This is a genomic window from Marinibaculum pumilum, assembly GCF_042646425.1.
GTDB lineage: Bacteria > Pseudomonadota > Alphaproteobacteria > Ferrovibrionales > Ferrovibrionaceae > Marinibaculum > Marinibaculum pumilum.
The window spans coordinates 68,877-88,826 of the sequence record NZ_JBHRTR010000036.1 but is presented as its reverse complement, the minus strand read 5'-3'; the positions used below and the strand labels follow the sequence as shown (position 1 = coordinate 88,826).

21 protein-coding genes and 1 pseudogene are annotated in these 19,950 nt (G+C 70.1%); 14 read left to right on the top strand and 8 right to left on the bottom strand.

Annotation, left to right across the window (positions count from 1 at the left end):
• The 6 genes and pseudogenes from ACFOGJ_RS22860 to truA form a co-directional block, all read left to right on the top strand.
• Positions 1-750 (top strand): annotated as a pseudogene (locus tag ACFOGJ_RS22860) (hypothetical protein); the annotation flags it as partial.
• Entirely contained in the window at positions 674-997 is a 324-nt protein-coding gene (locus tag ACFOGJ_RS22855; protein ID WP_379904964.1) for a YbaB/EbfC family nucleoid-associated protein, read from the top strand. The pseudogene ACFOGJ_RS22860 and the gene ACFOGJ_RS22855, both read left to right, overlap by 77 nt.
• Before the next feature lie 34 nt (positions 998-1,031).
• The gene (gene recR, locus ACFOGJ_RS22850; protein WP_379904962.1) at positions 1,032-1,637 is read left to right on the top strand and encodes a recombination mediator RecR; all 606 of its coding nucleotides are present in this window, start codon (positions 1,032-1,034) and stop codon (positions 1,635-1,637) included.
• Positions 1,638-1,753: 116 nt separating this feature from the next.
• Positions 1,754-2,272 (top strand): peptide deformylase, encoded by a 519-nt coding sequence (def, locus tag ACFOGJ_RS22845; RefSeq protein WP_379904960.1) that lies wholly within the window; start codon positions 1,754-1,756, stop codon positions 2,270-2,272.
• 124 nt (positions 2,273-2,396) lie between these two features.
• Positions 2,397-3,365 carry a methionyl-tRNA formyltransferase gene (gene fmt / locus ACFOGJ_RS22840; RefSeq protein WP_379904958.1) on the top strand — a complete coding sequence of 323 codons (969 nt, stop codon included), beginning with the start codon at positions 2,397-2,399 and terminating at the stop codon, positions 3,363-3,365.
• A gap of 34 nt (positions 3,366-3,399) precedes the next feature.
• Complete coding sequence (gene truA / locus ACFOGJ_RS22835) at positions 3,400-4,176, top strand: tRNA pseudouridine(38-40) synthase TruA (protein ID WP_379904956.1); 777 nt, start codon at positions 3,400-3,402, stop codon at positions 4,174-4,176.
• Here the strand turns inward: truA and ACFOGJ_RS22830 are convergent.
• From ACFOGJ_RS22830 to ACFOGJ_RS22805, 6 genes are all read right to left on the bottom strand, one after another.
• Positions 4,154-4,333 carry a hypothetical protein gene (locus ACFOGJ_RS22830; protein WP_379904954.1) on the bottom strand — a complete coding sequence of 60 codons (180 nt, stop codon included), beginning with the start codon at positions 4,331-4,333 and terminating at the stop codon, positions 4,154-4,156. The two genes, truA and ACFOGJ_RS22830, sit on opposite strands and share 23 nt — an antisense overlap.
• Before the next feature lie 111 nt (positions 4,334-4,444).
• Complete coding sequence (locus ACFOGJ_RS22825; RefSeq protein WP_379904952.1) at positions 4,445-5,203, bottom strand: SDR family oxidoreductase; 759 nt, start codon at positions 5,201-5,203, stop codon at positions 4,445-4,447.
• A 46-nt stretch (positions 5,204-5,249) separates the two neighbouring features.
• A complete protein-coding gene (locus ACFOGJ_RS22820; protein WP_379904950.1) occupies positions 5,250-5,819 on the bottom strand; it encodes a hypothetical protein in 570 nt (189 codons plus the stop codon).
• Positions 5,820-5,831: 12 nt separating this feature from the next.
• Positions 5,832-7,034: a succinyl-diaminopimelate desuccinylase gene (gene dapE, locus ACFOGJ_RS22815; protein ID WP_379904947.1), complete on the bottom strand. Its 1,203-nt coding sequence runs from the start codon at positions 7,032-7,034 to the stop codon at positions 5,832-5,834.
• Positions 7,035-7,047: 13 nt separating this feature from the next.
• Positions 7,048-7,905 (bottom strand): 2,3,4,5-tetrahydropyridine-2,6-dicarboxylate N-succinyltransferase, encoded by an 858-nt coding sequence (gene dapD, locus ACFOGJ_RS22810; RefSeq protein ID WP_379904945.1) that lies wholly within the window; start codon positions 7,903-7,905, stop codon positions 7,048-7,050.
• Positions 7,906-8,090: 185 nt separating this feature from the next.
• On the bottom strand, positions 8,091-8,825 hold the full coding sequence (locus tag ACFOGJ_RS22805; protein ID WP_379904943.1) for a pyrimidine 5'-nucleotidase: 735 nt from the start codon (positions 8,823-8,825) through the stop codon (positions 8,091-8,093).
• A gap of 152 nt (positions 8,826-8,977) precedes the next feature.
• Between ACFOGJ_RS22805 and ACFOGJ_RS22800 the strand changes: the two genes are divergently transcribed.
• The 8 genes from ACFOGJ_RS22800 (at position 8,978) to ACFOGJ_RS22765 (ending at position 18,250) form a co-directional block, all read left to right on the top strand.
• The gene (locus ACFOGJ_RS22800; RefSeq protein ID WP_379904941.1) at positions 8,978-10,273 is read left to right on the top strand and encodes a sensor domain-containing diguanylate cyclase; all 1,296 of its coding nucleotides are present in this window, start codon (positions 8,978-8,980) and stop codon (positions 10,271-10,273) included.
• A complete protein-coding gene (locus ACFOGJ_RS22795; RefSeq protein WP_379904939.1) occupies positions 10,270-11,622 on the top strand; it encodes a DUF2336 domain-containing protein in 1,353 nt (450 codons plus the stop codon). The genes ACFOGJ_RS22800 and ACFOGJ_RS22795 overlap by 4 nt, the downstream gene beginning before the upstream one ends.
• 179 nt (positions 11,623-11,801) lie before the next feature.
• Positions 11,802-12,470 carry a PepSY-associated TM helix domain-containing protein gene (locus ACFOGJ_RS22790; protein WP_379904937.1) on the top strand — a complete coding sequence of 223 codons (669 nt, stop codon included), beginning with the start codon at positions 11,802-11,804 and terminating at the stop codon, positions 12,468-12,470.
• A 24-nt stretch (positions 12,471-12,494) separates the two neighbouring features.
• The gene (locus ACFOGJ_RS22785; RefSeq protein ID WP_379904935.1) at positions 12,495-13,028 is read left to right on the top strand and encodes a DUF2271 domain-containing protein; all 534 of its coding nucleotides are present in this window, start codon (positions 12,495-12,497) and stop codon (positions 13,026-13,028) included.
• Positions 13,029-13,060: 32 nt separating this feature from the next.
• Complete coding sequence (locus ACFOGJ_RS22780; RefSeq protein WP_379904933.1) at positions 13,061-13,912, top strand: DUF4198 domain-containing protein; 852 nt, start codon at positions 13,061-13,063, stop codon at positions 13,910-13,912.
• Between the two features lie 81 nt (positions 13,913-13,993).
• Positions 13,994-14,980, top strand: coding sequence for an FAD:protein FMN transferase (locus ACFOGJ_RS22775; protein ID WP_379904931.1), 987 nt, complete (start codon positions 13,994-13,996; stop codon positions 14,978-14,980).
• Positions 14,981-15,159: 179 nt separating this feature from the next.
• Positions 15,160-17,469, top strand: a complete 2,310-nt coding sequence (locus tag ACFOGJ_RS22770; RefSeq protein WP_379904929.1) for a TonB-dependent receptor — start codon at positions 15,160-15,162, stop codon at positions 17,467-17,469.
• Between the two features lie 97 nt (positions 17,470-17,566).
• Positions 17,567-18,250, top strand: a complete 684-nt coding sequence (locus ACFOGJ_RS22765; protein ID WP_379904927.1) for a Fe2+-dependent dioxygenase — start codon at positions 17,567-17,569, stop codon at positions 18,248-18,250.
• 31 nt (positions 18,251-18,281) lie between these two features.
• Here ACFOGJ_RS22765 and argB read toward each other — a convergent pair whose 3' ends face one another.
• The gene (gene argB / locus ACFOGJ_RS22760; protein WP_379904925.1) at positions 18,282-19,253 is read right to left on the bottom strand and encodes an acetylglutamate kinase; all 972 of its coding nucleotides are present in this window, start codon (positions 19,251-19,253) and stop codon (positions 18,282-18,284) included.
• Positions 19,250-19,885, bottom strand: coding sequence for a ribosome biogenesis GTP-binding protein YihA/YsxC (gene yihA, locus ACFOGJ_RS22755; protein WP_379905145.1), 636 nt, complete (start codon positions 19,883-19,885; stop codon positions 19,250-19,252). Before yihA ends, argB begins: the two co-directional genes overlap by 4 nt.
• Positions 19,886-19,950 lie beyond the last annotated feature (65 nt).

The following is a 19,950-nucleotide window of genomic DNA, read 5'->3' as shown; positions in this document are numbered from 1 at the left end:
CCGGAGCCGGCCGCCACGATACCGGCGGCCGCGCAGGACGACCCGGCCGAGCCGCCGCCCTGGGTTGTCGCCGGCGACGGCGATCCGGTGGCCGCCGATTCGGAGCCGGCCGATTTGGGGGCCGGCGACGGCCCGCCGTCCTGGCTCGATCCCGGCGAGGGCGAGGTCAGTCTGGACCCGATGCCCGAGAGCTTTCCCGCCCTGGTCGAGTTGTTCCAGGCGCATCGCCAGATGCGGCTCGCCGTGGCGCTGCACCACCACGCCCATCTGGTCCGCTATGCTGCCGGGCAGGTGGAGCTGCGGCTGGAGCCGGAGGCACCGCGCGACCTGGCCGGGCGGATGACCCAGCACCTGAAGGCCTGGACCGGCCGGCAATGGATGGTGACCCTGTCCGCGGCGGAGGGGGCGCCGACCCTTGCGGCGCAGGAGGCCGAGGCATCGGCCTCCCGCAAGGCGGAGGCCGCCGGCCACCCCCTGGTCAAGGCGGTGCTGGAGGGCTTTCCCGGCGCCGAGCTGGTCGAGGTCCGGTCGCTGCCGCTGCTGACCGGCGGCGCCGACCTGGCGGGCGGCGCACAGGAGGAGGGGGGCTGGGCCGATAGCGGCGAGCCCCCGGACGAGGATTCCACGCCCGCGGCCGAAGCTGCCGGGCGCAGCGACAGCGAGGATGGACCCGATGAAGAACCTGGCCAGCATGATGAAGCAGGCGCAGGCCATGCAGGAAAAAATGCAGGAGATGCAGGCCGCGCTTGAAAGCCACGAGATCTCTGGCAGCGCCGGCGGCGGCATGGTCGCCGTCACCCTGAACGGCAAGGGAGAGATGCGGCGGATCAAGCTGGACCCCAGCCTGATCGACCCTGCGGAGCCGGAGATGCTGGAGGACCTGATCGTCGCCGCCCACAACGACGCGAAGGCGAAGGTGGAGGCGCATATGCAGGACGAGATGTCGAAGCTGACCGGCGGGCTGAAGCTGCCGCCGGGCATGAAGCTGCCGTTCTGAGCGGGCGGGCCGCAATCGCCGGGACGAGTTGATCGTGGCAGGCGCGGAAATCGAGCATCTGATCGCGTTGCTGGCGCGCCTGCCCGGACTCGGCCCGCGTTCGGCGCGGCGGGCGGCGCTGACCCTGATCAAGCGCCGCGAATCGCTGATGCAGCCGCTGGCCGCCGCATTGGCCGATGCCGCGGAGAAGGTCCGGGCCTGCGGTGTCTGCGGCAACCTGGACAGCACCGACCCTTGCGCGATCTGTGCCGATCCGCGACGCACCGGCGCCTCGGTCTGCGTGGTGACCGATGTCGGCGACCTGTGGGCGCTGGAGCGGTCCGGCGCGCATCGCGGGCGCTATCACGTCTTGGGCGGCAACCTGTCGGCACTGGACGGCATCGGGCCGGACGATCTGTCCTTCGATGCCCTGATTGGCCGGGTGCGGGGCAGCCATGGCGAGAAGGTCGAGGAGGTCATCGTTGCCACCAACGCGACGGTGGAAGGCCAGACCACCGCGCATTATGTGGCCGACCTGCTGGAACCGGAGGGGGTGCAGATCACCCAGCTGGCCCATGGCGTGCCGGTCGGCGGCGAACTCGACTATCTGGACGACGGCACCCTGATGGCGGCGCTGCAGTCACGCCAGCGGGTGCAATAGCACCAGGCCGCCGCGGCCCGGCGTGATGACAGGGTGTGCCTTGACGCAGGGCGCTGGCCGCACCCATATCCGTTACGGATTAGAACCGTTTAAGAATGCGAGGTTTGAGCGCAGCCATGGCCATCCGGTCGATCCTCACGGCACCGGACCCGCGCCTGAAGACCGTCTGCGATCCCGTTCCCGGGGTCGACGACGATCTGCGGGCGCTGATGGACGACATGCTGGACACCATGTACGACGCGCCCGGCATCGGCCTGGCCGCGATCCAGATCGGCGTGCCCAAGCGGGTGCTGGTGCTGGACGTCGCGCGCGAGGACGAGGGCCGCCAGCCGCAGTATTTCGTGAATCCGGAGATCGTCTGGGTCTCCGACGATGATATCTCGGCCGAGGAAGGCTGCCTGTCGGTGCCGGAGCATTATGCCGACGTGATCCGCCCCGCCGAGGTGAAGGTACGGGCGCTGGACTATGACGGCAGCGCGCGCGAGGTGCATGCCGACGGCCTGCTTGCCGTCTGCCTGCAGCACGAGATCGACCATCTGAACGGCATCCTCTTCGTCGATCACCTGACCGCGCTGAAGCGTAACATGATCCTGCGCAAGCTGCTGAAGGCGAAGAAGCAGAAGATCAGCGCCTGAGCGGCAATCGCCGGCAAGCGCAGCCGCATTGGACCGGGGCGGCGACACGGGCTAAGCCAGGGGCATTGCCGCCGCCCGGATGTGCCGGGCGGCGATCCCGCGAGAAACCGATTCCGGAGGAACGATGACCGACCGGCTGCGCCTGGCGTTCATGGGAACGCCGGAATTCGGCCTGCCGGCCCTGCAGGCACTGATCGATGCCGGGCATGAGATCGTCGCGGTCTATGCACAGCCCCCGCGCAAGGCCGGCCGCGGCCACCGCGTTCAACGCGCGCCGACCCATGCCTTTGCGGAGAGCCGGGGCATTCCCGTGTGGACCCCGGCCCGACTGAAGGATCCCGCCGCCCAGGCGGCCTTCGCCGAACTGGGGCTGGATGCGGCGATCGTCGCCGCCTACGGCCTGATCCTGCCGCCGCCGGTGCTGGCGGCGCCGCGCCTGGGCTGCCTGAACATCCATGCCTCGCTGCTGCCGCGCTGGCGCGGCGCGGCGCCGATCCAGCGGGCGATCCTGGCCGGCGACACGGAAAGCGGCGCCACCATCATGCTGATGGACGAAGGCCTGGATACCGGCCCGGTGCTGGGCGAGGCGCGCCTGCCGATCGCCGCCGGCACCGACGCGCAGACCCTGCACGATGCCATCGCCGCGGCCGGCGCCCGCCTGATCGGGCCGGTGCTCGCCGATTTCGCCGCGGGCCGCATCGCCCCCCGCCGGCAGCCGGTGGACGGGGTGACCTACGCGAACAAGGTGGAGAAGTCGGAAGGGGCGATCGACTGGACCCGGCCGGCGGAAGCCATCGCCCGCCAGGTCCGGGCGCTGGGCCCGACGCCCGGCGTCTGGTGCCATGCCGTCGACAGCCGCGAGCCGGAGGGCGGCGGGGTACGGATCAAGATCCTCAAGGCGCAGGCGGTGCCGCTGCCCGACGGCGCGCCGGCAATCGCCGGGACGGTGCTGGATGACGGTCCGACCGTGGCCTGCGGCAGCGGCGCGCTGCGGCTGGAGATGCTGCAGCGGCCGGGCGGCGCGCCGCAGGCGGCGGAGCCCTTCCTGCGCGGCTTCGCCCTGCCCGTGGGCAGCCGCCTGGGCAACGGCTGAGGCGGACCGGCCCGCCGGCCGCTCCGGACGCGCCATGCCACGCTATCGCCTGGTCCTGGAATATGACGGCAGCGGCTTTGTCGGCTGGCAGCGGCAGGACAATGGCCCGTCGGTGCAGGCGGCGCTGGAGCGTGCGGTGCATGGCCTGTGCGGCGAGACGGTGGCGGTCACCGCCGCCGGGCGCACCGATGCCGGGGTCCATGCCAGCGGCCAGGTGGTGCATCTCGATCTGCCCAGGCCCTACCCGGCGGACAGGGTGCGGGATGCCCTGAACCATTACCTGAAGCCGGATCCGGTGGCGGTTCTGCAGGCTTCCGAGGTCGGTGAGGGGTTTCACGCCCGGTTCGACGCGACCGCCAGGCACTACCGCTACGAGATCCTGAACCGGCGGGCGCCGCCGGTGCTGGACCGGCATCGGGTCTGGCACCTGGCGAAGCCGCTGGACAGCGAGGCGATGGCTGCCGCCGCCGCCCTGCTGGTCGGCCATCACGACTTCAGCAGCTTCCGGTCGACCCAGTGTCAGGCCGCCTCGCCGCTGAAGACCCTGGACAGCCTGACGGTCGCCCGCCGCGACGACCGGGTGGTGATCTGCGCGTCGGCGCGGTCCTTCCTGCACAACCAGGTGCGCATCATGACCGGCAGCCTGGCGCAGGTCGGGCTGGGCCGCTGGCCGCCGGCCCGGCTGGCGGCGGCGCTGGCGGCCCGCGACCGGAAAGCGGGCGGCCCTACCGCGCCGCCGCAGGGACTCTGTCTTGTCGGGGTGGATTATGCCGCGCCGGGCGACCGGGTCAGTCGCCGCCCACAGGGCTGAGCTGATCCTCGCGCACCACCCGCTCATGCTGTTCGTGCGGGCTTTTTATGCGGTACTGCAGGCCGCCGGAATCCGCCGGCAGGCAACGGACGATGCGATAGACGCCTTCCGCCGAACGCTGGTGGAGGGCAGGGGCGAAGTGGACATCCTGGTCCACGCAGAATTTGGGATCATGCATGCCCGTAAAATGGGCAGCAGAGGCCCGGAAGGCAAATCCCGCAGCCCGCCCCGCCATCCTGGCCCCGTCAACTGGGGGGCAGCCTGGCGGTCAGCCGCGTCCGATGAACGGCATCTTCGTGGCCATGATGGTCACGAACTGGACATTCGTATCCAGCGGCAGGTTGGCCATCGACAGGATGGTCTGGCCGACATGCGCCACGTCGAACACCGGCTCCACCGCGGTCGAGCCGTCGGCCTGCGGCACGCCCTGGGTCATCCGCTCCGTCATCGGGGTGGAGGCATTGCCGATGTCGATCTGGCCGCAGGCGATGTCGTGCGGCCGGCCGTCCAGGGACAGCGCCCGGGTCAGGCCGGTGATCGCATGCTTGGTCGCGGTATAGGGCGACGACCAGGGCCGCGGCACATGGGCCGAGATCGAGCCGTTGTTGACGATCCGGCCGCCCTTCGGCTGCTGCCGCTTCATCACGCCGAAGGCGGCGCGGGCGCAGAAGAAGGCGCCGTTCAGGTTCACGTCGACGACGGCGAGCCATTCCTCGACCGGCAGTTCGTCCACCTCCACCGGCCGCGCGCCGGCGCCGGCATTGTTGAACAGGAAATCCAGCCGCCCGAAGCGGTCGACGATGGTGCGGAACAAGGTGTCGACCGCCTCCGGCTTCGTCACGTCGGTGGGCACCGCCAGCATCGCCGGCCCGTCGGTCGCGGCCGCTGCGGTCTCCTCCAGCGCCTCGGCCCGGCGGCCCGCCAGCACCACCTGCCAGCCGTCGGCCTGCAGGGCCAGGGCGGCCGCGCGGCCGATGCCGCTGCCGGCGCCGGTGATCAGGGCAACCCGGTTGCTGTCAGAAGTCATGCTCGTTCCTCCCCTTCGCGAATGCGCTTCGCTGATAACCGCCCGGTCAACCGCCGAGCAGCAGGTCCTGCCCGGCCGCGAAGACCAGGCGGAAGATCACCTGGTCCAGCAATGCCAGGGTCAGGCAGATGGCGATGCCGGCGCCGGTCGCGGCGCGGGCGATGACGCCGATATAGGCCACGATCGCCAGTTGCAGCAGCCAGTAGAGCAGCGCCGCCAGGCCCGTGTTGAGGCCGCCCAGCGCCAGCAGCAGGAAGATCGGCACCACCACCAGGGTCAGCAGCGCCTGTGCCCAGTTATAGGCGATCATGAAGCCCGCGAAGCTGCGCCCCCGCCCGGTCTGCTGCAGCAGCAGGGCGGCAGTCACGGCATAGAGGATCCAGGCGACCACGAACAGCAGCGCTTCGACCAGCGCCAGGCCGAGCGCGTCGCCGCGGCCGGGCTCGGCGATCGCCAGCACTAGCAGGATCTGCACCGGGATCACGAAGGCCCAGACCCCGAATGACCGGTAGAAGCCGTCGGCCGTCACGTCGAACCGGCCCATCGCGGCGGCTTCGCCATGCGCCAGCCGCCAGGCCGCATGCAGGTTCCGGCGCACCTCCGGCCAGTCTGGCATGGCGGCCGTCCGTCAGCCGGCCGTGCCGGCGGAGATCCCTCCCGGCAGTCCGAGGAACCGCCGCAGCAGGCCGGCATAGATCTCCGTCAGGTCATGCAGCGCGGCGACCGGCACCTGCTCGTCCACCTTGTGCATGGTCTGGCCGATCAGGCCGAACTCGGCGACCGGGCAGTAGCGGCTGATGAAGCGCGCGTCGGAGGTGCCGCCGGTGGTCGACAGCTCCGGCCGGCGGCCGGTGGCGTCCGCCACCGCGTCGACGATCATGGCGGTAAAATCCCCCGGCGCGGTCAGGAACGGCTCCGCGCCGCAGGTCACCGCCAGCTCGTAGGCGCCGCCGGCTTCATCGAGCCGCGCCCGCAGCCAGGCCTCCAGGCTGTCCGGTGTCCATTCCGTGTTGAAGCGGATGTTGAACCGCGCCGTGCCGGCGGCCGGGATGACGTTGCTGGCCGGATTGCCGACATCGATGCTGGTGATCTCCAGGTTCGACTTCTGGAAATGCGCGGTGCCGGCATCCAGCTCCGGCTCGGCGATCGCCAGCAGCATCCGGCACAGCCGCGGCAGCGGATTGTCGGCCAGATGCGGATAGCCGACATGGCCCTGCGTCCCGGCGGCCGTCAGCACCCCGTTCATCGAGCCGCGCCGGCCGATCTTGACCATGTCGCCCAGGACGGCGGGATTGGTCGGCTCGCCGACCAGGCAGGCATCGGGCACCAGCCCCTCCGCCGCCAGCTGTTCCAGCATCCGCACCGTGCCGTTGATCGCGGGCCCCTCCTCGTCGCCGGTGATCAGCAGGCTGATCCGGCCGGGCAGCGGCCCGCCCGCCGCCTGCAGCCGGGCCACGGCCGTCACGAAGCAGGCGATCGCGCTCTTCATGTCGACCGCGCCGCGGCCGTGCAGGATGCCGTCGGCCACCTCGGCGCCGAACGGGTCGCGGGACCAGGCCGCGCTGTCGCCGACCGGCACCACGTCGGTATGGCCGGCGAAGCAGAAATGCGGCGCCCCTTCGCCCAGGACGGCGAACAGGTTGTCGACATCCGGCGTGCCCGCGGCGCTGAACGGCATCCGCCGGCAGCTGAACCCCAATGCCTCCAGCGCCCGCTGCAGCACGTCCAGCGCCCCCTCGTCCGCCGGCGTGACGCTGGGGCAGCGGATCAGCGCCTGGGCGAGTGGTAGGGGATCGGCCAGGGGAAGGGGATCTGCGGCGGCATCGGTCATCGCGGGTCGGCCCTCAGGTGCGCAGCAGCTCGTTGATCGAGGTCTTCTCCCGGGTCCGGGCATCGACCCGCTTCACGATCACCGCACAGTACAGGCTGGGGCCCTCGTTGCCGCCGGGCAGCGGCTTGCCGGGCATGGTGCCGGGCACCACTACGGCATAGGAGGGGACGCGGCCGGTGAAGATCTCGCCGCTCTCGCGGTCGACGATCTTGGTCGAGGCGCCGATGAACACCCCCATCGACAGCACTGCGCCCTCCTCGACGATCACCCCTTCGGCCACCTCGGAGCGGGCGCCGATGAAGCAGTTGTCCTCGATGATCACCGGTTCCGCCTGCAGCGGCTCCAGTACGCCGCCGATCCCGGCGCCGCCGGAGATGTGGCAGTTCTCGCCGATCTGCGCGCAGGAGCCGACGGTGGCCCAGGTGTCGATCATGGTATTGGCGCCGACCCGCGCGCCCAGGTTCACGAAGCAGGGCATCAGCACCGCGCCGGGCGCGATATGGGCCGACCGGCGGACGACGCAGTTCGGCACCGCGCGGAAGCCGGCGGCACGGAACGCCGCCTCGTCCCAGCCGGCGAACTTCGACGGCACCTTGTCGAACCAGGGCGTGTCGGAGCCGGGGACCGCGCCGGGCCCGCCCGGGATCGGTGCCATGTCGTTCAGGCGGAAGGACAGCAGCACCGCCTTCTTCAGCCACTGGTGGACGACCCAGCTGCCGTCGCGCTTCTCTGCGACCCGCGCCTCGCCGGAATCCAGTGCGTTCAGCGCGGCATCCACCGCCTCGCGGACGGCACCGGTGGTGCCGGTGCCGATTGAGGCGCGGTCCTCCCACGCGGCGTCGATGGTCGTGCGCAGGCCATCCAGATCCATGGCTCGGTTCTCCCCTGTCCCCCGGTCTTCGGAAATGCGTGCCGGACCGGCGGCATCGGGCGACCGCCCTGCCGCGTACCCGGTCCGGCCGGTCGGGCGGGACGATAGCGGCGCCCCTGCCCCTGTCAAACCTGTCTCTGTCAAACGGTCCGGTCGGGCAAAGTCCGGTCGGGCAAAGGGCCGGGTCAGCCGCCCGGAGCAGGTCCTGGGACCTGCCCCGGTGCCGCCAAGGTGTCGCTGACCAGGTGTAGCCAGTCCGGCAGGTCGTGGACCAGGTGCCGCACATAGTCCGGCGGTGCCTCGGCCCCGGCACCGGCGCCCGCATCGGCCGGGCGCACAAGGACGGTGATCATGCCCATCGCGGCCGCCGGCTCCAGGTTGCGGACGATATCCTCCACCATCACCGCCTGCGCCGGGTCGATGCCGTGCTGGGCGACGATGGTGCGGTAGGGGCCGGCATCCGGTTTGGGCACGAAGTCGGAGGCGACGATGTCAAAGATCGCCTCGAAATGCCGGTCGATGCCCATATGCTCGGTGATCCGCTCGGCATGCCGGACGGAGCCGTTGGTGAAGATGATCTTGCGCCCGGGCAGCCGCGCCAGGGCCTCGTCCAGGACATGGGCGGCGGGCAGGACCGACAGGTCGATGTCGTGCACGAAGTCCAGGAAGGCCTGCGGATCCATCCCGTGATGGGTCATCAGCCCCCGCATCGTCGTGCCATGGGCGCGGAAGTACTGCTTCTGCAGGGCGCGCGCTTCAGCAGCGTCGATGCCCAGGAAGTTCTGGATGAAGGTCCCCATGCGGCGGTCGATCTGGTCGAACAGGTTGCAGTGCGCCGGGTACAGCGTGTTGTCGAGGTCGAAGATCCAGACCTTCGCCTCCGCCGCCTGCCGCAAAGCTTGCCTCTTGTCGTCCGCCATGGGCCCCAACCTGCAGGAAAATCCCGAACTGCGCCGGCGAGTCATATATCGTTAATCCCATCGCACCAAGCTTGCAGGATCCGGTCGATCGGGCGCGGGGCCGCCGGCCGGCGCGCGGCAGGGACCGCGACGGGTCCAGGAGGTAGGCGCAGATGGTGTTCGGCAGGTCCGGCTTGTTTCGCTCCGGCCGCGGTTCGGCGCCCGGCGCCGATTCCCTCGGCCAGGCCGGCGCCAACATGTTGGCCCTGGTTCAGGGCTATCCCGGGCCGGCGCTGGTCGCCGACCGGACCGGCCGCGTGATCGCCGCCAACGCCGGCGCCCATGAACTGTCGCAGGGGCTGGGATCAGGAACTCAGGCCGACCTGCGGGCGCGGATCGTCCGCGTCGCCGAACTGGGCGAGCCGGCGCAGGAGCAGCTGGAACTGGGCAGCCGGCAGGTGCGCGCCCTGATGCAGCTCACCATCATGCCGCTGACCCTGACCGACGGCGAGGTCGCGGTCCTGGTGATGGGGCGCGACGCGACGATGGAGCGGAACCTGACCACGGCGCTCGTCGCCTCGCGGCAGATGTTCAAGGACCTGGTGGAATGCTCCACCGACTTTGCCTGGGAAACCGACAGCGAAGGCCATTTCGTCTTCGTCTCGCCGCTGGGGGCCCTGGGCTTCACGGCGGAGCAGCTGGAGCATACCGACAGCGGGGCGCTGTGCAGCGACGCGGCCGCCTGCGCCCTTTTTGCGGTGCGCGAGCCGGTGGAACGGCAGGAGGCGGTGCTGATCGCCCGCGACGGCGGCCGTCGGATCTGCCAGGTCTCCGCGCGACCGGTGCGCGACCAGAAGGGGCAATGGGCCGGCGCACGCGGCGTCGTCCAGGATGTCACGGAGGAGCGGCGCCAGACCGCGGAGTTGCGGGCGGCGCATGAGCGGCTGGAGCAGCTGTCGCGGATCGACGACCTGACGGGTCTGATGAACCGGCGCGCCTTCCTGGACGAACTGACCCGACGGGTCCTTCACATGAAGCGGCACCAGCGGCCCGGTGCGCTGCTGTTCATCGACCTCAACAATTTCAAGGCAGTCAATGACCATCGCGGCCATGCCACCGGCGACGAGGCATTGCGCGCCTTCGCGCAGGCGCTCACCGACGAATGCCGGGCCGGCGACCTGGTGGCGCGGCTCGGCGGTGACGAGTTCGCCGTCTGGCTGGAGGAAACCGACGCCCAGGGGGCGGCGGTGAAGGCGCATGCCCTGCGCCGGATCGGGGCGGACATGCATCTGCGGTTCGGGAGCGCGGTCGCGCCGCTGGGCGTCGCGATGGGCATTGCGCTGCACGGTCCCAACGATGAAGAATCGGTGCCGGAGCTGATAGCGCGGGCGGATGCGGCGATGTATCGCGACAAGGCGGCCTTTCCCGATCGTCTCCCGATGGCGAAGAGCGGCGGTAGCGCCGCATGATCGGCTGGCTGACCCGGCTTGTGCGGGGTCTGCTGGGCGGCACCGCATCGGACAGGCCGGACCCGCCCGGATACCTGCCGCCGCAAGGCGGCGACGATCGGGCGGATGCCGGAAACCTGCCGGCCGTCATCCCCCGGACCCTTCCCTATGACGAGGCCAAGCAGCTGGCCCGGAGCCCGGATGCGGAGGTGCGCCGCCGGCTCGCCAGCAATCCGGCGACCCAGCCCGAATTCCTGGTCTATCTGGCCGCCGACGACTCCGCTGCGGTGCGGCGGGAGATCGCGGCCAATGACGGGACGCCGATCCAGGCGCGCTACCTGCTGGCCGGCGACGAGGATGAGGGGGTGCGCCTGGAGCTCGCCCGCAAGATCGGCCGGATCCTGCCCAGCCTCGGCGGCGCGCAGAGCGAACGGATCAGCGCCCAGGCGCTGAATGTCCTGGAAAAGCTGGCGCAGGACAGCCTGCCGCGGGTCCGCGCGATGGTCGCGGAGGAGATCAAGCAGGCCGGCAATGTGCCGCCCGATCTGGTGCGTGACCTCGCCTTCGACCTCGAGGAGATGGTCTCCTGCCCGATCCTTGAATATTCGCCGCTTCTGTCGGATGCCGACCTGCTGGAGATCATCACCACCGGCGCGGTCAGCGACCGGCTGTCCGCCATCTCCCGCCGCAGCAACGTCTCGGGGCCTGTCTCGGATGCGGTGGTCGCCACCTTGGACGTGCCGGCGGTGGCCGCCCTGCTGGGCAATCCCTCGGCGCAGATCCGCGAGGAGACGCTGGATACCCTGATCGATTCGGCCCAGGCGATCGAGGTCTGGCACGAACCGCTGGTGATGCGGGCCGAACTTTCCGTGCGGGCGATGCGACGGGTGTCGGAGTTCGTCGCCTCCTCGTTGATCGCCAGGCTGGCGGAGCGGCATGACCTGGACCCGGACCTGCAGGCGGAGCTGCGCTCCACCGTTCGCCGCCGGCTGACCGAGGCGGCACCGTCCGGCTCCGGCGCGGGCGACATCGCCCAGCGCAAGGCTAAGGAGATGTTCGATGCCGGCCAGCTTGACGACGAGATCCTGACCGAGGCGCTGGACCATGGCGAACGCGATTTCGTGGTCGCCGCCCTGATCCTCAGATCCGGCCTGTCCGACTCCGTGGTGCGGCGAATCCTCGCCACACGGACCGCGACCCCGGTAACTGCACTCGCCTGGCGCGCCGGCTTTTCCATGCGCACCGCACTGGCCCTGCAACTGCGGCTGGCGCATGTGCCGCCCACCAAGGTGCTGAACGCCGTCTATGGCGTCGACTATCCGCTGCCGCCGGAGGAGATGGAGCGCCAGCTCGCGCTGTTCACCGGCTGAGCTGGTACCGCTTCTGCGGCGCAGTCATGCCCTGAGGGCAAGGCTGCCCCGATGAAAGCGGCTGCTTTCTGCAATTGAAAATGCTTTGCAATTGCGGTTCTATCCCGCCATGTTCCATTCCCAGCCGTTGCGCCGGTCCCTGACGGGTGCCGCGGCGGCTGTCCTTCCTTCGGGTGTTCATGGCCTCCAATACCGGGGTACCGCGCCCTGCATCGCGGCCGGAGAGGCGTGGCGAGCGGCGCTGGCGTGCGTTCTGGCTGAAGCAGCTGCACCAGTGGCACTGGATGAGTTCGGCGATCTGCCTGATCGCCATGCTGCTGTTCGCCGCGACCGGCATCACCCTGAACCATGCCGGCGAGATCGAGAGCCGCCCGACGGTGACAAGTTTGGAGGCGGACCTGCCTGCCGCCCTGCATGCGGCGCTTGCCGCGGCGCCGCCGCGCCAGGGCCGCGCGGAACTGCCGGCGGAGCTCGGCACCTGGCTGGAGCAGCGCCTGGGGATCGATCTTGCCGGCCGGCCGGCGGACTGGTCGCGGGACGGGGTCTATATCGCCCTGCCGCGGCCGGGCGGCGATGCCTGGGTGGATATCGACCTGCGCGCCGGCAGCCTGCTGTACGAGGATACCGACCGCGGCTGGATCGCCTACCTGAACGACCTGCACAAGGGGCGGGACACCGGTGCGGCATGGCGATGGTTCATCGACGTCTTCAGCGGTGCGGCCCTGGTGTTCTGCCTGACCGGCCTGCTGCTGCTGCACCTGCATGCCGGCCGCCGCCCGGCCACCTGGCCGATCGTCGGCCTTGGCCTGATCGTGCCGCTGGCGCTGATCCTGATCTTCGTTCACTGAGCCGCATCTGCCGATAGGAGAGTCATGCGCATCACCGCCCCTGCCGCAGGCGCCACCCTTGTCCTGGCCTCCGCTCTTGGCACCGGCAGCCAGGCGATGGCCGCCGAACTAACGATCGAGGTCGCAATACCGCGGCTGGACGTCGCCGAATATCACAAGCCCTACCTTGCGGTATGGCTGGAGGCGGCGGATGCCCGCGCCACGGTCCCGCTGGCGGTCTGGTACGACCTGCACCTGGCCGACGGGGAGGGCCGGAAATGGCTCAAGGACCTGCGTCAGTGGTGGCGGCATATCGGCCGCGGCCTGGAAATGCCGGCCGACGGGATCAGCGGGGCCACCCGTCCGCCCGGCGCGCATCAGATCCGGTTCGACGACAGCGCCGCACCGCTGGCCGACCTGCCGGCCGGCGACTATGCGCTGGTGATCGAGGCGGCGCGCGAGGTGGGGGGGCGGGAACTTCTGCGCCTGCCGCTGTCCTGGCCGCCGGCCGCCCCGGCCACCGAGATCGCCGAAGGCAGCCATGAACTGGGCCGGGTCCGGCTCGACGTCACCCCATGATCGCCGCCGCCCCACTGCAAGGATCCGCCGCCATGCCGAACATTCCCGCCCGTCCGCACCGCCGCGCCGCGCTCCGTCATCTCATGGCCGCGGGGCTGGGCCTGCTGCTTGCCGCGGCACTGCCGGTCGCGGCCCAGGCGCATCGTGCCTGGCTGCTGCCCTCCGCCACCGTGCTTTCCGGCAGCGACCCCTGGGTGACGGTGGATGCCGCGATATCCAACGACCTGTTCTTCTTCGAGCATTTCCCGCTGCGCCTCGACGACCTCGCGGTCACCGGACCGGACGGCGCGCCGGTGGCGGTGGAGAACGCCTCCACCGGCCGCTATCGCAGCACCTTCGACCTGCATCTCGTCGAACCGGGGACCTATCGGATCGCGGCCGCCGGCGAGGGCCTGTTCGCGAGCTACGAGCTGAACGGCGAACGCCACCGCTGGCGCGGCACGGCGGAAGATCTTCCCGGCGCCATTCCCGAAGGGGCGGAGAAGGTCCGGCTGACCCGGTCGCAGCGGCGGGTCGAGACCTTCGTCACGGCGGGTCGCCCGACGGAGGCAGCGCTGGCCGCGTCCGGCCAGGGGCTGGAACTGCGTCCCGTCAGCCATCCCAACGACCTCTATGCGGGGGAGACCGCGGAGTTCGAACTGCTTCTCGACGGCCAGCCTGCGCCGGACGTGGAGGTGGAGGTGATACCGGGCGGCATCCGCTATCGCGACCGGCTGCAGTCGATGGCCGTCCGCAGCGATGCTGCCGGGCGGCTGCGCATCACCTGGCCGCAGGCCGGGATGTACTGGCTGGGCGCCTCGGTGGAGGATGACCGGTCGGGCCTGCCGGATGTCGACCGGCGCCGGGCGGGCTATGCCGCCACCTTCGAAGTGCTGCCGCAGTAGCACGCAGCGGCGCAGGATATGGCGCTTGTCGTCGTACCGCCTTTGCTGCGGCCGCCGGCCCGCCCCCGCGGGACCCACCGGGTGCAGTTGCACGGTGCCGCGCTGGGGACCGGCTGGTCGCTGACGGCGCATGCGCCGCCGGACTGCCTGCCGCAGGCCCTGCGGAAGGTCGTGGTGGAGGAACTGGCCGCGGTGACGGCGGAGATGAGCGGCTGGGTGCCGGAGTCGGAGCTCTGCCGGTTCAATCGCGGCGCACCGGGCAGTTGGCATCGTTTCTCCAGTGCCCATTTCGGCGTCCTGCAGGCGGCCCTGCGGATCGCCGAGGCGACCGGCGGGGCCTTCGACCCCTGCCTCGGCGCGGCGGTGGACCGCTGGGGATTCGGGCCGTCCGGGCCTGTCGAAGCGCCGCCCTGGCCGGCGGCATCGCCGGCCGGTCATGCCGCAGCCGCGGCTGTCGATCCGGGCCAGCGGGCGCGCTGGCGGGAGCTTCTGCTGGACCTGCCGCGTCAGTCCGTGCGTCAGCCCGGCGGCGTGACCCTCGACCTGTCGGCAATCGGCAAGGGACATGCCGTCGACCGCGTCTGTGAGGCGGTGATGGCGCTTGGGGTCACCAGCCTGCTGCTCGAGATCGGCGGCGAACTGCGGGGCGAGGGGGTGAAGCCGGACGGTTCGCCCTGGTGGGTCGGGCTGGAGGAGGTGCCGATGCCGTGCAACGGCCGTCTGAGGCGGGACGCCGGCGACGCCCGGCCAGGCGAAGGCGGGACGCTCGTCGCTCTGCATGGCCAGGCGATCGCGACCTCGGGCGATTACCGACGGCATTTCTGGCATGACGGGCGGCGCTACGGCCATGTCCTGGATCCGGGCACGGGATGTCCGGCGCAGACCGATATCGCCGCGGTCAGCGTGGTGGCCCGGGACTGCATGCAGGCCGACGCCTACGCCACCGCGCTCGCCACACAGGAAGCGGATTCCGCGCTGGCCCTGGCCGACGATCTCGCGCTGGCCGCCGTCCTGCGCCTGCGAGACGGCGGGATGCGCTGCTCGGCGGCTTTCACGGCGATGCTCTAGCCCGCGAAAGCCCTGCATGCCACGCAGGGCTTCCTTGCAGAGTATGCAATTGCGAGTCATTAGCAAATTATAAGACCCTGGCAGTGTCGCAAATGCGACGTATTCGCAATTCAGTGCCGGCCATCGACGAGGCCGGGATCAGGCCGGCGGGGGCCGGCGCGTCCAGGGGAGTATCAGCGATGCCAAAGACCCACCGCCGCCTAGCGGAGCAGCTCCAGCATGGCGTATCGCCGATTGCCCTGGCCGGCGGCCTGCTGGTGGCAGGCGCCGTCCTGACGGCGCTGGTCCCCATGCAGCCGGCCATGGCCCAGGCTCAGGGTACTGGGCAGGCTCAGGGCACTGGGCAGGAGCAGGGCAGGGGGCAGGAGCAGGGCAGGGGGCCGTCGCAGAATACCGAGGCCGTCACCCTGCCGCCGGTCGCCGTGGAGGGGCAGTCGGCGCCGGAAGGCTACAAGGCGGACAATGCGAATTTCGGCAAGTTCACGGCGCCGCTGCTGGACACGCCGCGTTCGGTCACCGTGATCACGCCGGAGGTGATGGAGGATATAGGCGCCACCTCGCTGCAGGACGCGCTGCGCGTGGTGCCCGGCATCACGATGAACATGGGCGAGGGCGGCGTGCCGGTCGGCGACCTGCCGAACATCCGTGGCTTCCAGTCCTCCTCCGGCCTGTTCGTCGACGGCATGCGGGACAATGCCTCCGCCACCCGCGAGGTCTTCGACCTGGAGGAGATCGACGTGATCAAGGGGCCGGCCGGCTCCTATATCGGCCGCGGCGGCCCGGGCGGGTCGATCAACCTGGTCACCAAGACGCCGAAGGCGCAGAGCTTCTACGGCGGCACCGCGGTGCTGGGCACGGCCGACAAGAAGCGCCTCACCGCCGACGTCAACCAGGTGGTGAACGACAGCATCGCCGTACGCCTGAACGCGATGTGGCAGGATTCCGAGGTGGCGGGCCGCGACGCGGTCTATGACGACCGCTGGGGCTTCGCGCCGAGCATCACCGTCGGCCTGCACAGCGACACCCGGGCCACCTTCAACTACTACCACTATCAGTCCGACGGCATTCCGGACTATGGCCATCCCTACGACACCACCACGGGGAAGCCGGTCGATGTCGACCGCGACAATTTCTACGGCCTGACCGACCGCGACTTCATCAAGCAGCGCACCGATGCCGGCACCCTGTGGCTGGAGCATGACGTGACCGACTGGCTGCTGCTGCGCAACGTCACCCGCTACAGCCGGTCGTCGAACGACTATATCGCCACCAATCCGGACGACAGCCAGGGCAATGTCGTGAACGGCTTGGTGTTCCGCAACCCGAAGAGCCGCAAGTCCGACAACACGACGGTGGGCAATGTCACCGACCTGTCCGGCACCTACGCGACCGGGCCGCTGCGCCACAGCTTCGACCTGGGTTTCGAGATCATGCGGGAGGAGACGACCACCCGCAGCTACGCCGTCTCCACCCTGGCGGCCGGCGGCGTGGCGATCCCGCGCGGCGGCTGCAACCTGTTCGGGGCGGGCCCCGCCAGCGGCTACAACTGCACCAGCCTGTACGACCCGAACCCGTCGGATCCCTGGTCGGGCACGATCGCGCAGAACAACCCGACGACGACCACCACCAACACCTGGTCGCTGTTCGCCTACGACACGATCGACATCACCTCGCAATGGTCGGTCAATCTCGGCGTCCGGCTGGACGACTACCGGACAAAGACCGACAGCGGGCTGGAGAACGACTCGACCCTGTTCAACTACCAGGGCGGCGTGGTCTACAAGCCGCTGCCCTATGGCAGCGTCTATGTCTCCTACGGCACCTCCTCCGCGCCGCCCGGCGTGACCGCCGGCGAGGGGCAGGAGAATATCAGCGGCAATAACGAGAACCTGGCGCCGGAGACCTACCGGAACTACGAGATCGGCACCAAGTGGGACCTGCTGGGCAACAGGCTGTCGGCGACCGCGGCCCTGTTCCGCACGGTGACCGACAACGCCTATGTCGCCACCGCGCCCGGCCGCGGCGCGCCGCAGGACAATCTCGGCAAGGACCAGGTCGACGGCCTGGAACTGGGCCTGGCCGGCAATATCACCCGGGCATGGAAGGTGTTCGGCGGCTATTCCTACCTGCGCTCCGAAATCCTGGAGGCCGGGCCCGCCAATCCGGGCGACGAGGGCAACGAGATGCCCAACACTCCGCGCCACGCCTTCAGCCTGTTCTCCACCTACGACGTGCTGCCGGAATTCACCCTCGGCGGCGGTGCCTATTATGTCTCGAAGGTCTACGGCAATACCTCCAACACCCGCTACGTGCCGTCCTACTGGCGTTTCGACGCGATGGCGCAGTACCGGGTGACGGAGAATGTCAGCCTGCAGCTGAACGTGAACAACATCACCGACGAGACCTACTACGACAAGGCCTATGTCACCCACATGGCGACCCTGGGACCGGGGCGCTCGGCGATGCTGACGGCAGCGGTGAAGTTCTAGCCGGCGCTGCGCAAGCCCGTATAGAACCAGGAGAGGAAGGCCCGGGCCCCGCCGCATGGCGGGGCCCGCCGGCGTTCGACAGCTGTGGAGCCCTGCCGTGCTGCTTGAGATACCGGACGTCCTGAACCCGCCCCAGCTGGCGGAGATCCGCCGCCTGATGGCGGCGGCGGCGTGGATCGACGGCAATGCCACTTCCGGGGAGCAGTCCGCGCAGGCCAAGCGCAACATGCAGCTGCCGGAGGACTCCGATCTGGCGCGGCAGCTGGGCCAGGTGGTGCTGACCGCGCTGTCGCGCAGCCCGCTGTTCATCTCCGCCGCCCTGCCGCAGAAGGTATTTCCGCCGCTCTTCAACCGCTATGCCGAGGGGGAGACCTTCGGCGCGCATATCGACAATGCGATCCGGCGGGTGACCGGCACCGAGCACCGGGTGCGCAGCGACCTGTCGGCGACCCTGTTCCTCAACGAGCCGGAGGACTACGACGGCGGCGAGCTGCGCATCGTCGACACCTATGGCGGGCAGACGGTGAAGCTGCGTGCGGGTCATATGGTGCTCTACCCGGCGTCCAGCGTGCACGAGGTGACGCCGGTCACCCGCGGCGCCCGCCTCGCCTCCTTCTTCTGGATCCAGAGCATGGTGCGCGAGGATGCCGCGCGGTCGCTTCTGTTCGACCTGGACCGTTCGGTGCAGGCCCTGGCCGCCGACCGCGGGCACAAGGATGCGGAGGTGATCCGGCTGACCGGCATCTACCACAACCTGCTGCGGCGCTGGGCGGAGGTCTGACCGGCCCCGCCGCGCCGCAGGCTGTGCCGGATCAGCTTGCCGCAGGGGGCCGCGTGGCGCCGATCATGGTGCCGACGCCCTGCTCGGTGAAGACCTCCAGCAGCAGAACGTGCGGCACCCGCCCGTCCAGGATATGGGCCGCCTTCACGCCGGCGCGCAGCGCCGACAGGCAGGTCTCCAGCTTCGGGATCATGCCGCCGGAGATGGTGCCGTCGCCCAGGCTGACCAGCGCCTCCTTCTGGGTCATCGAGGGGATCAGCTGGCCGGACTTGTCCAGCACGCCGGGCACGTCGGTCAGCATGATCAGCTTGGTGGCGCCCAGCGCGCCGGCGATCGCGCCGGCGGCGGTATCGGCGTTGATGTTGTAGGTCTCGCCATGCTCGCCGACGCCGATCGGGGCGATCACCGGGATCACCTTGGTCGCACGCAGGGCGTCCAGCACCGCCGGATTGACATGGCTGGGCTCGCCCACGAAGCCGAGGTCCAGGATCTTCTCGATGTTCGAGCCGGGATCCTTCACGGTGCGGCGCAGCTTGCGCGCCTCGATCAGGTTGCCGTCCTTGCCGGAAATGCCGATCGCGGTGCCGCCGGCCCGGTTGATTGCCGTCACCACCTGCTTGTTGATGGAGCCGGCCAGGACCATCTCGACGATCTCGACCGTGGCGGCGTCGGTCACCCGCAGGCCGTCGACGAAGGAGGACTGCACCTTCAGCCGGTCCAACATCGCGCCGATCTGCGGGCCGCCGCCATGCACCACGACCGGGTTCACGCCGACCTGCTTCAGCAGCACCACGTCGCGGGCGAAATCGTCGGCCAGTTCCTCGCTCCCCATGGCATGGCCGCCATACTTGATGACGAAGGTCTGGTCCGCGAAGCGGCGCATATAGGGCAGCGCCTCGGACAGGATCCGGGCGCGGGCCTGGCGCGCCTCCTGGTCGGCGAGGCCGCCATCCACCGCGCGCAGGCGGGGCTTCTCGTTCTTGCCGTCGGTATCGTCGTTCATGCCAGGGTCAGCTCCGCCAGTTCCGCACGCAATTCCGCAATGCCCGTGCCCTTCTCCGCCGAGGTTACGACCTGCCGGGGATGCGCCGCCACCCGCCGCGCCAGGGCCTTCGCCGTTGCCGCCCGCACCGCCTCCAGTTGGCCGGCCTTCAGCTTGTCCGCCTTGGTCAGCACCACCTGGTAGACCACCGCCGACTCGTCCAGCAGGTCCATGATCCCGCGGTCGCCGTCCTTCAGGCCGTGACGGGAATCGATCAGCAGGCAGACCCGGCGCAGCCCGACCCGCCCCCGCAGATAGTCCCGCGTCAGGCCGGTCCAGCGGGCAATGTCGCGCTTCGCCGCCTTGGCATAGCCATAGCCCGGCAGGTCGACGAGAAAAAGCCCGTCCGCGCCGTCGCCGCCCGAGGCGCGGCTCAGCCGGAAGAAGTTGAGCTGCTGCGTCCGCCCCGGGGTATTCGACACCCGGGCCAGCGCCTTGCGGCCGGTCAGGGCGTTGATCAGGCTGGACTTGCCAACGTTGGAGCGGCCGGCGAAGGCGACTTCCGGCAGTTCCTGCGGCGGAAAGGCGCCGCCGGGCACGACGCCGGCGACGAAATCGCAACCGCCGGCGAACAGCAGCCGGCCGCGCTCCAGCCCTTCCGGGGCATAGGGTGCCTCGTCGTCGAGTTGCTCGTCCCGGGAAGGGCCGCCCTCGCTGC

Excerpts from the sequence above, each read along its gene's own strand:
- ACFOGJ_RS22805 (WP_379904943.1), bottom strand. The coding sequence starts at position 8,825 with ATGGCGGACGACAAGAGGCAAGCTTTGCGGCAGGCGGCGGAGGCGAAG.
- ACFOGJ_RS22795 (WP_379904939.1), top strand. The coding sequence starts at position 10,270 with ATGATCGGCTGGCTGACCCGGCTTGTGCGGGGTCTGCTGGGCGGCACC.
- ACFOGJ_RS22855 (WP_379904964.1), top strand. The coding sequence starts at position 674 with ATGAAGAACCTGGCCAGCATGATGAAGCAGGCGCAGGCCATGCAGGAA.
- truA (WP_379904956.1), top strand. The coding sequence starts at position 3,400 with ATGCCACGCTATCGCCTGGTCCTGGAATATGACGGCAGCGGCTTTGTC.
- ACFOGJ_RS22785 (WP_379904935.1), top strand. The coding sequence starts at position 12,495 with ATGCGCATCACCGCCCCTGCCGCAGGCGCCACCCTTGTCCTGGCCTCC.
- ACFOGJ_RS22825 (WP_379904952.1), bottom strand. The coding sequence starts at position 5,203 with ATGACTTCTGACAGCAACCGGGTTGCCCTGATCACCGGCGCCGGCAGC.
- dapE (WP_379904947.1), bottom strand. The coding sequence starts at position 7,034 with ATGACCGATGCCGCCGCAGATCCCCTTCCCCTGGCCGATCCCCTACCA.
- ACFOGJ_RS22800 (WP_379904941.1), top strand. The coding sequence starts at position 8,978 with ATGGTGTTCGGCAGGTCCGGCTTGTTTCGCTCCGGCCGCGGTTCGGCG.
- def (WP_379904960.1), top strand. The coding sequence starts at position 1,754 with ATGGCCATCCGGTCGATCCTCACGGCACCGGACCCGCGCCTGAAGACC.
- argB (WP_379904925.1), bottom strand. The coding sequence starts at position 19,253 with ATGAACGACGATACCGACGGCAAGAACGAGAAGCCCCGCCTGCGCGCG.
- ACFOGJ_RS22780 (WP_379904933.1), top strand. The coding sequence starts at position 13,061 with ATGCCGAACATTCCCGCCCGTCCGCACCGCCGCGCCGCGCTCCGTCAT.
- dapD (WP_379904945.1), bottom strand. The coding sequence starts at position 7,905 with ATGGATCTGGATGGCCTGCGCACGACCATCGACGCCGCGTGGGAGGAC.
- ACFOGJ_RS22770 (WP_379904929.1), top strand. The coding sequence starts at position 15,160 with ATGCCAAAGACCCACCGCCGCCTAGCGGAGCAGCTCCAGCATGGCGTA.
- ACFOGJ_RS22790 (WP_379904937.1), top strand. The coding sequence starts at position 11,802 with ATGGCCTCCAATACCGGGGTACCGCGCCCTGCATCGCGGCCGGAGAGG.
- ACFOGJ_RS22820 (WP_379904950.1), bottom strand. The coding sequence starts at position 5,819 with ATGCCAGACTGGCCGGAGGTGCGCCGGAACCTGCATGCGGCCTGGCGG.
- fmt (WP_379904958.1), top strand. The coding sequence starts at position 2,397 with ATGACCGACCGGCTGCGCCTGGCGTTCATGGGAACGCCGGAATTCGGC.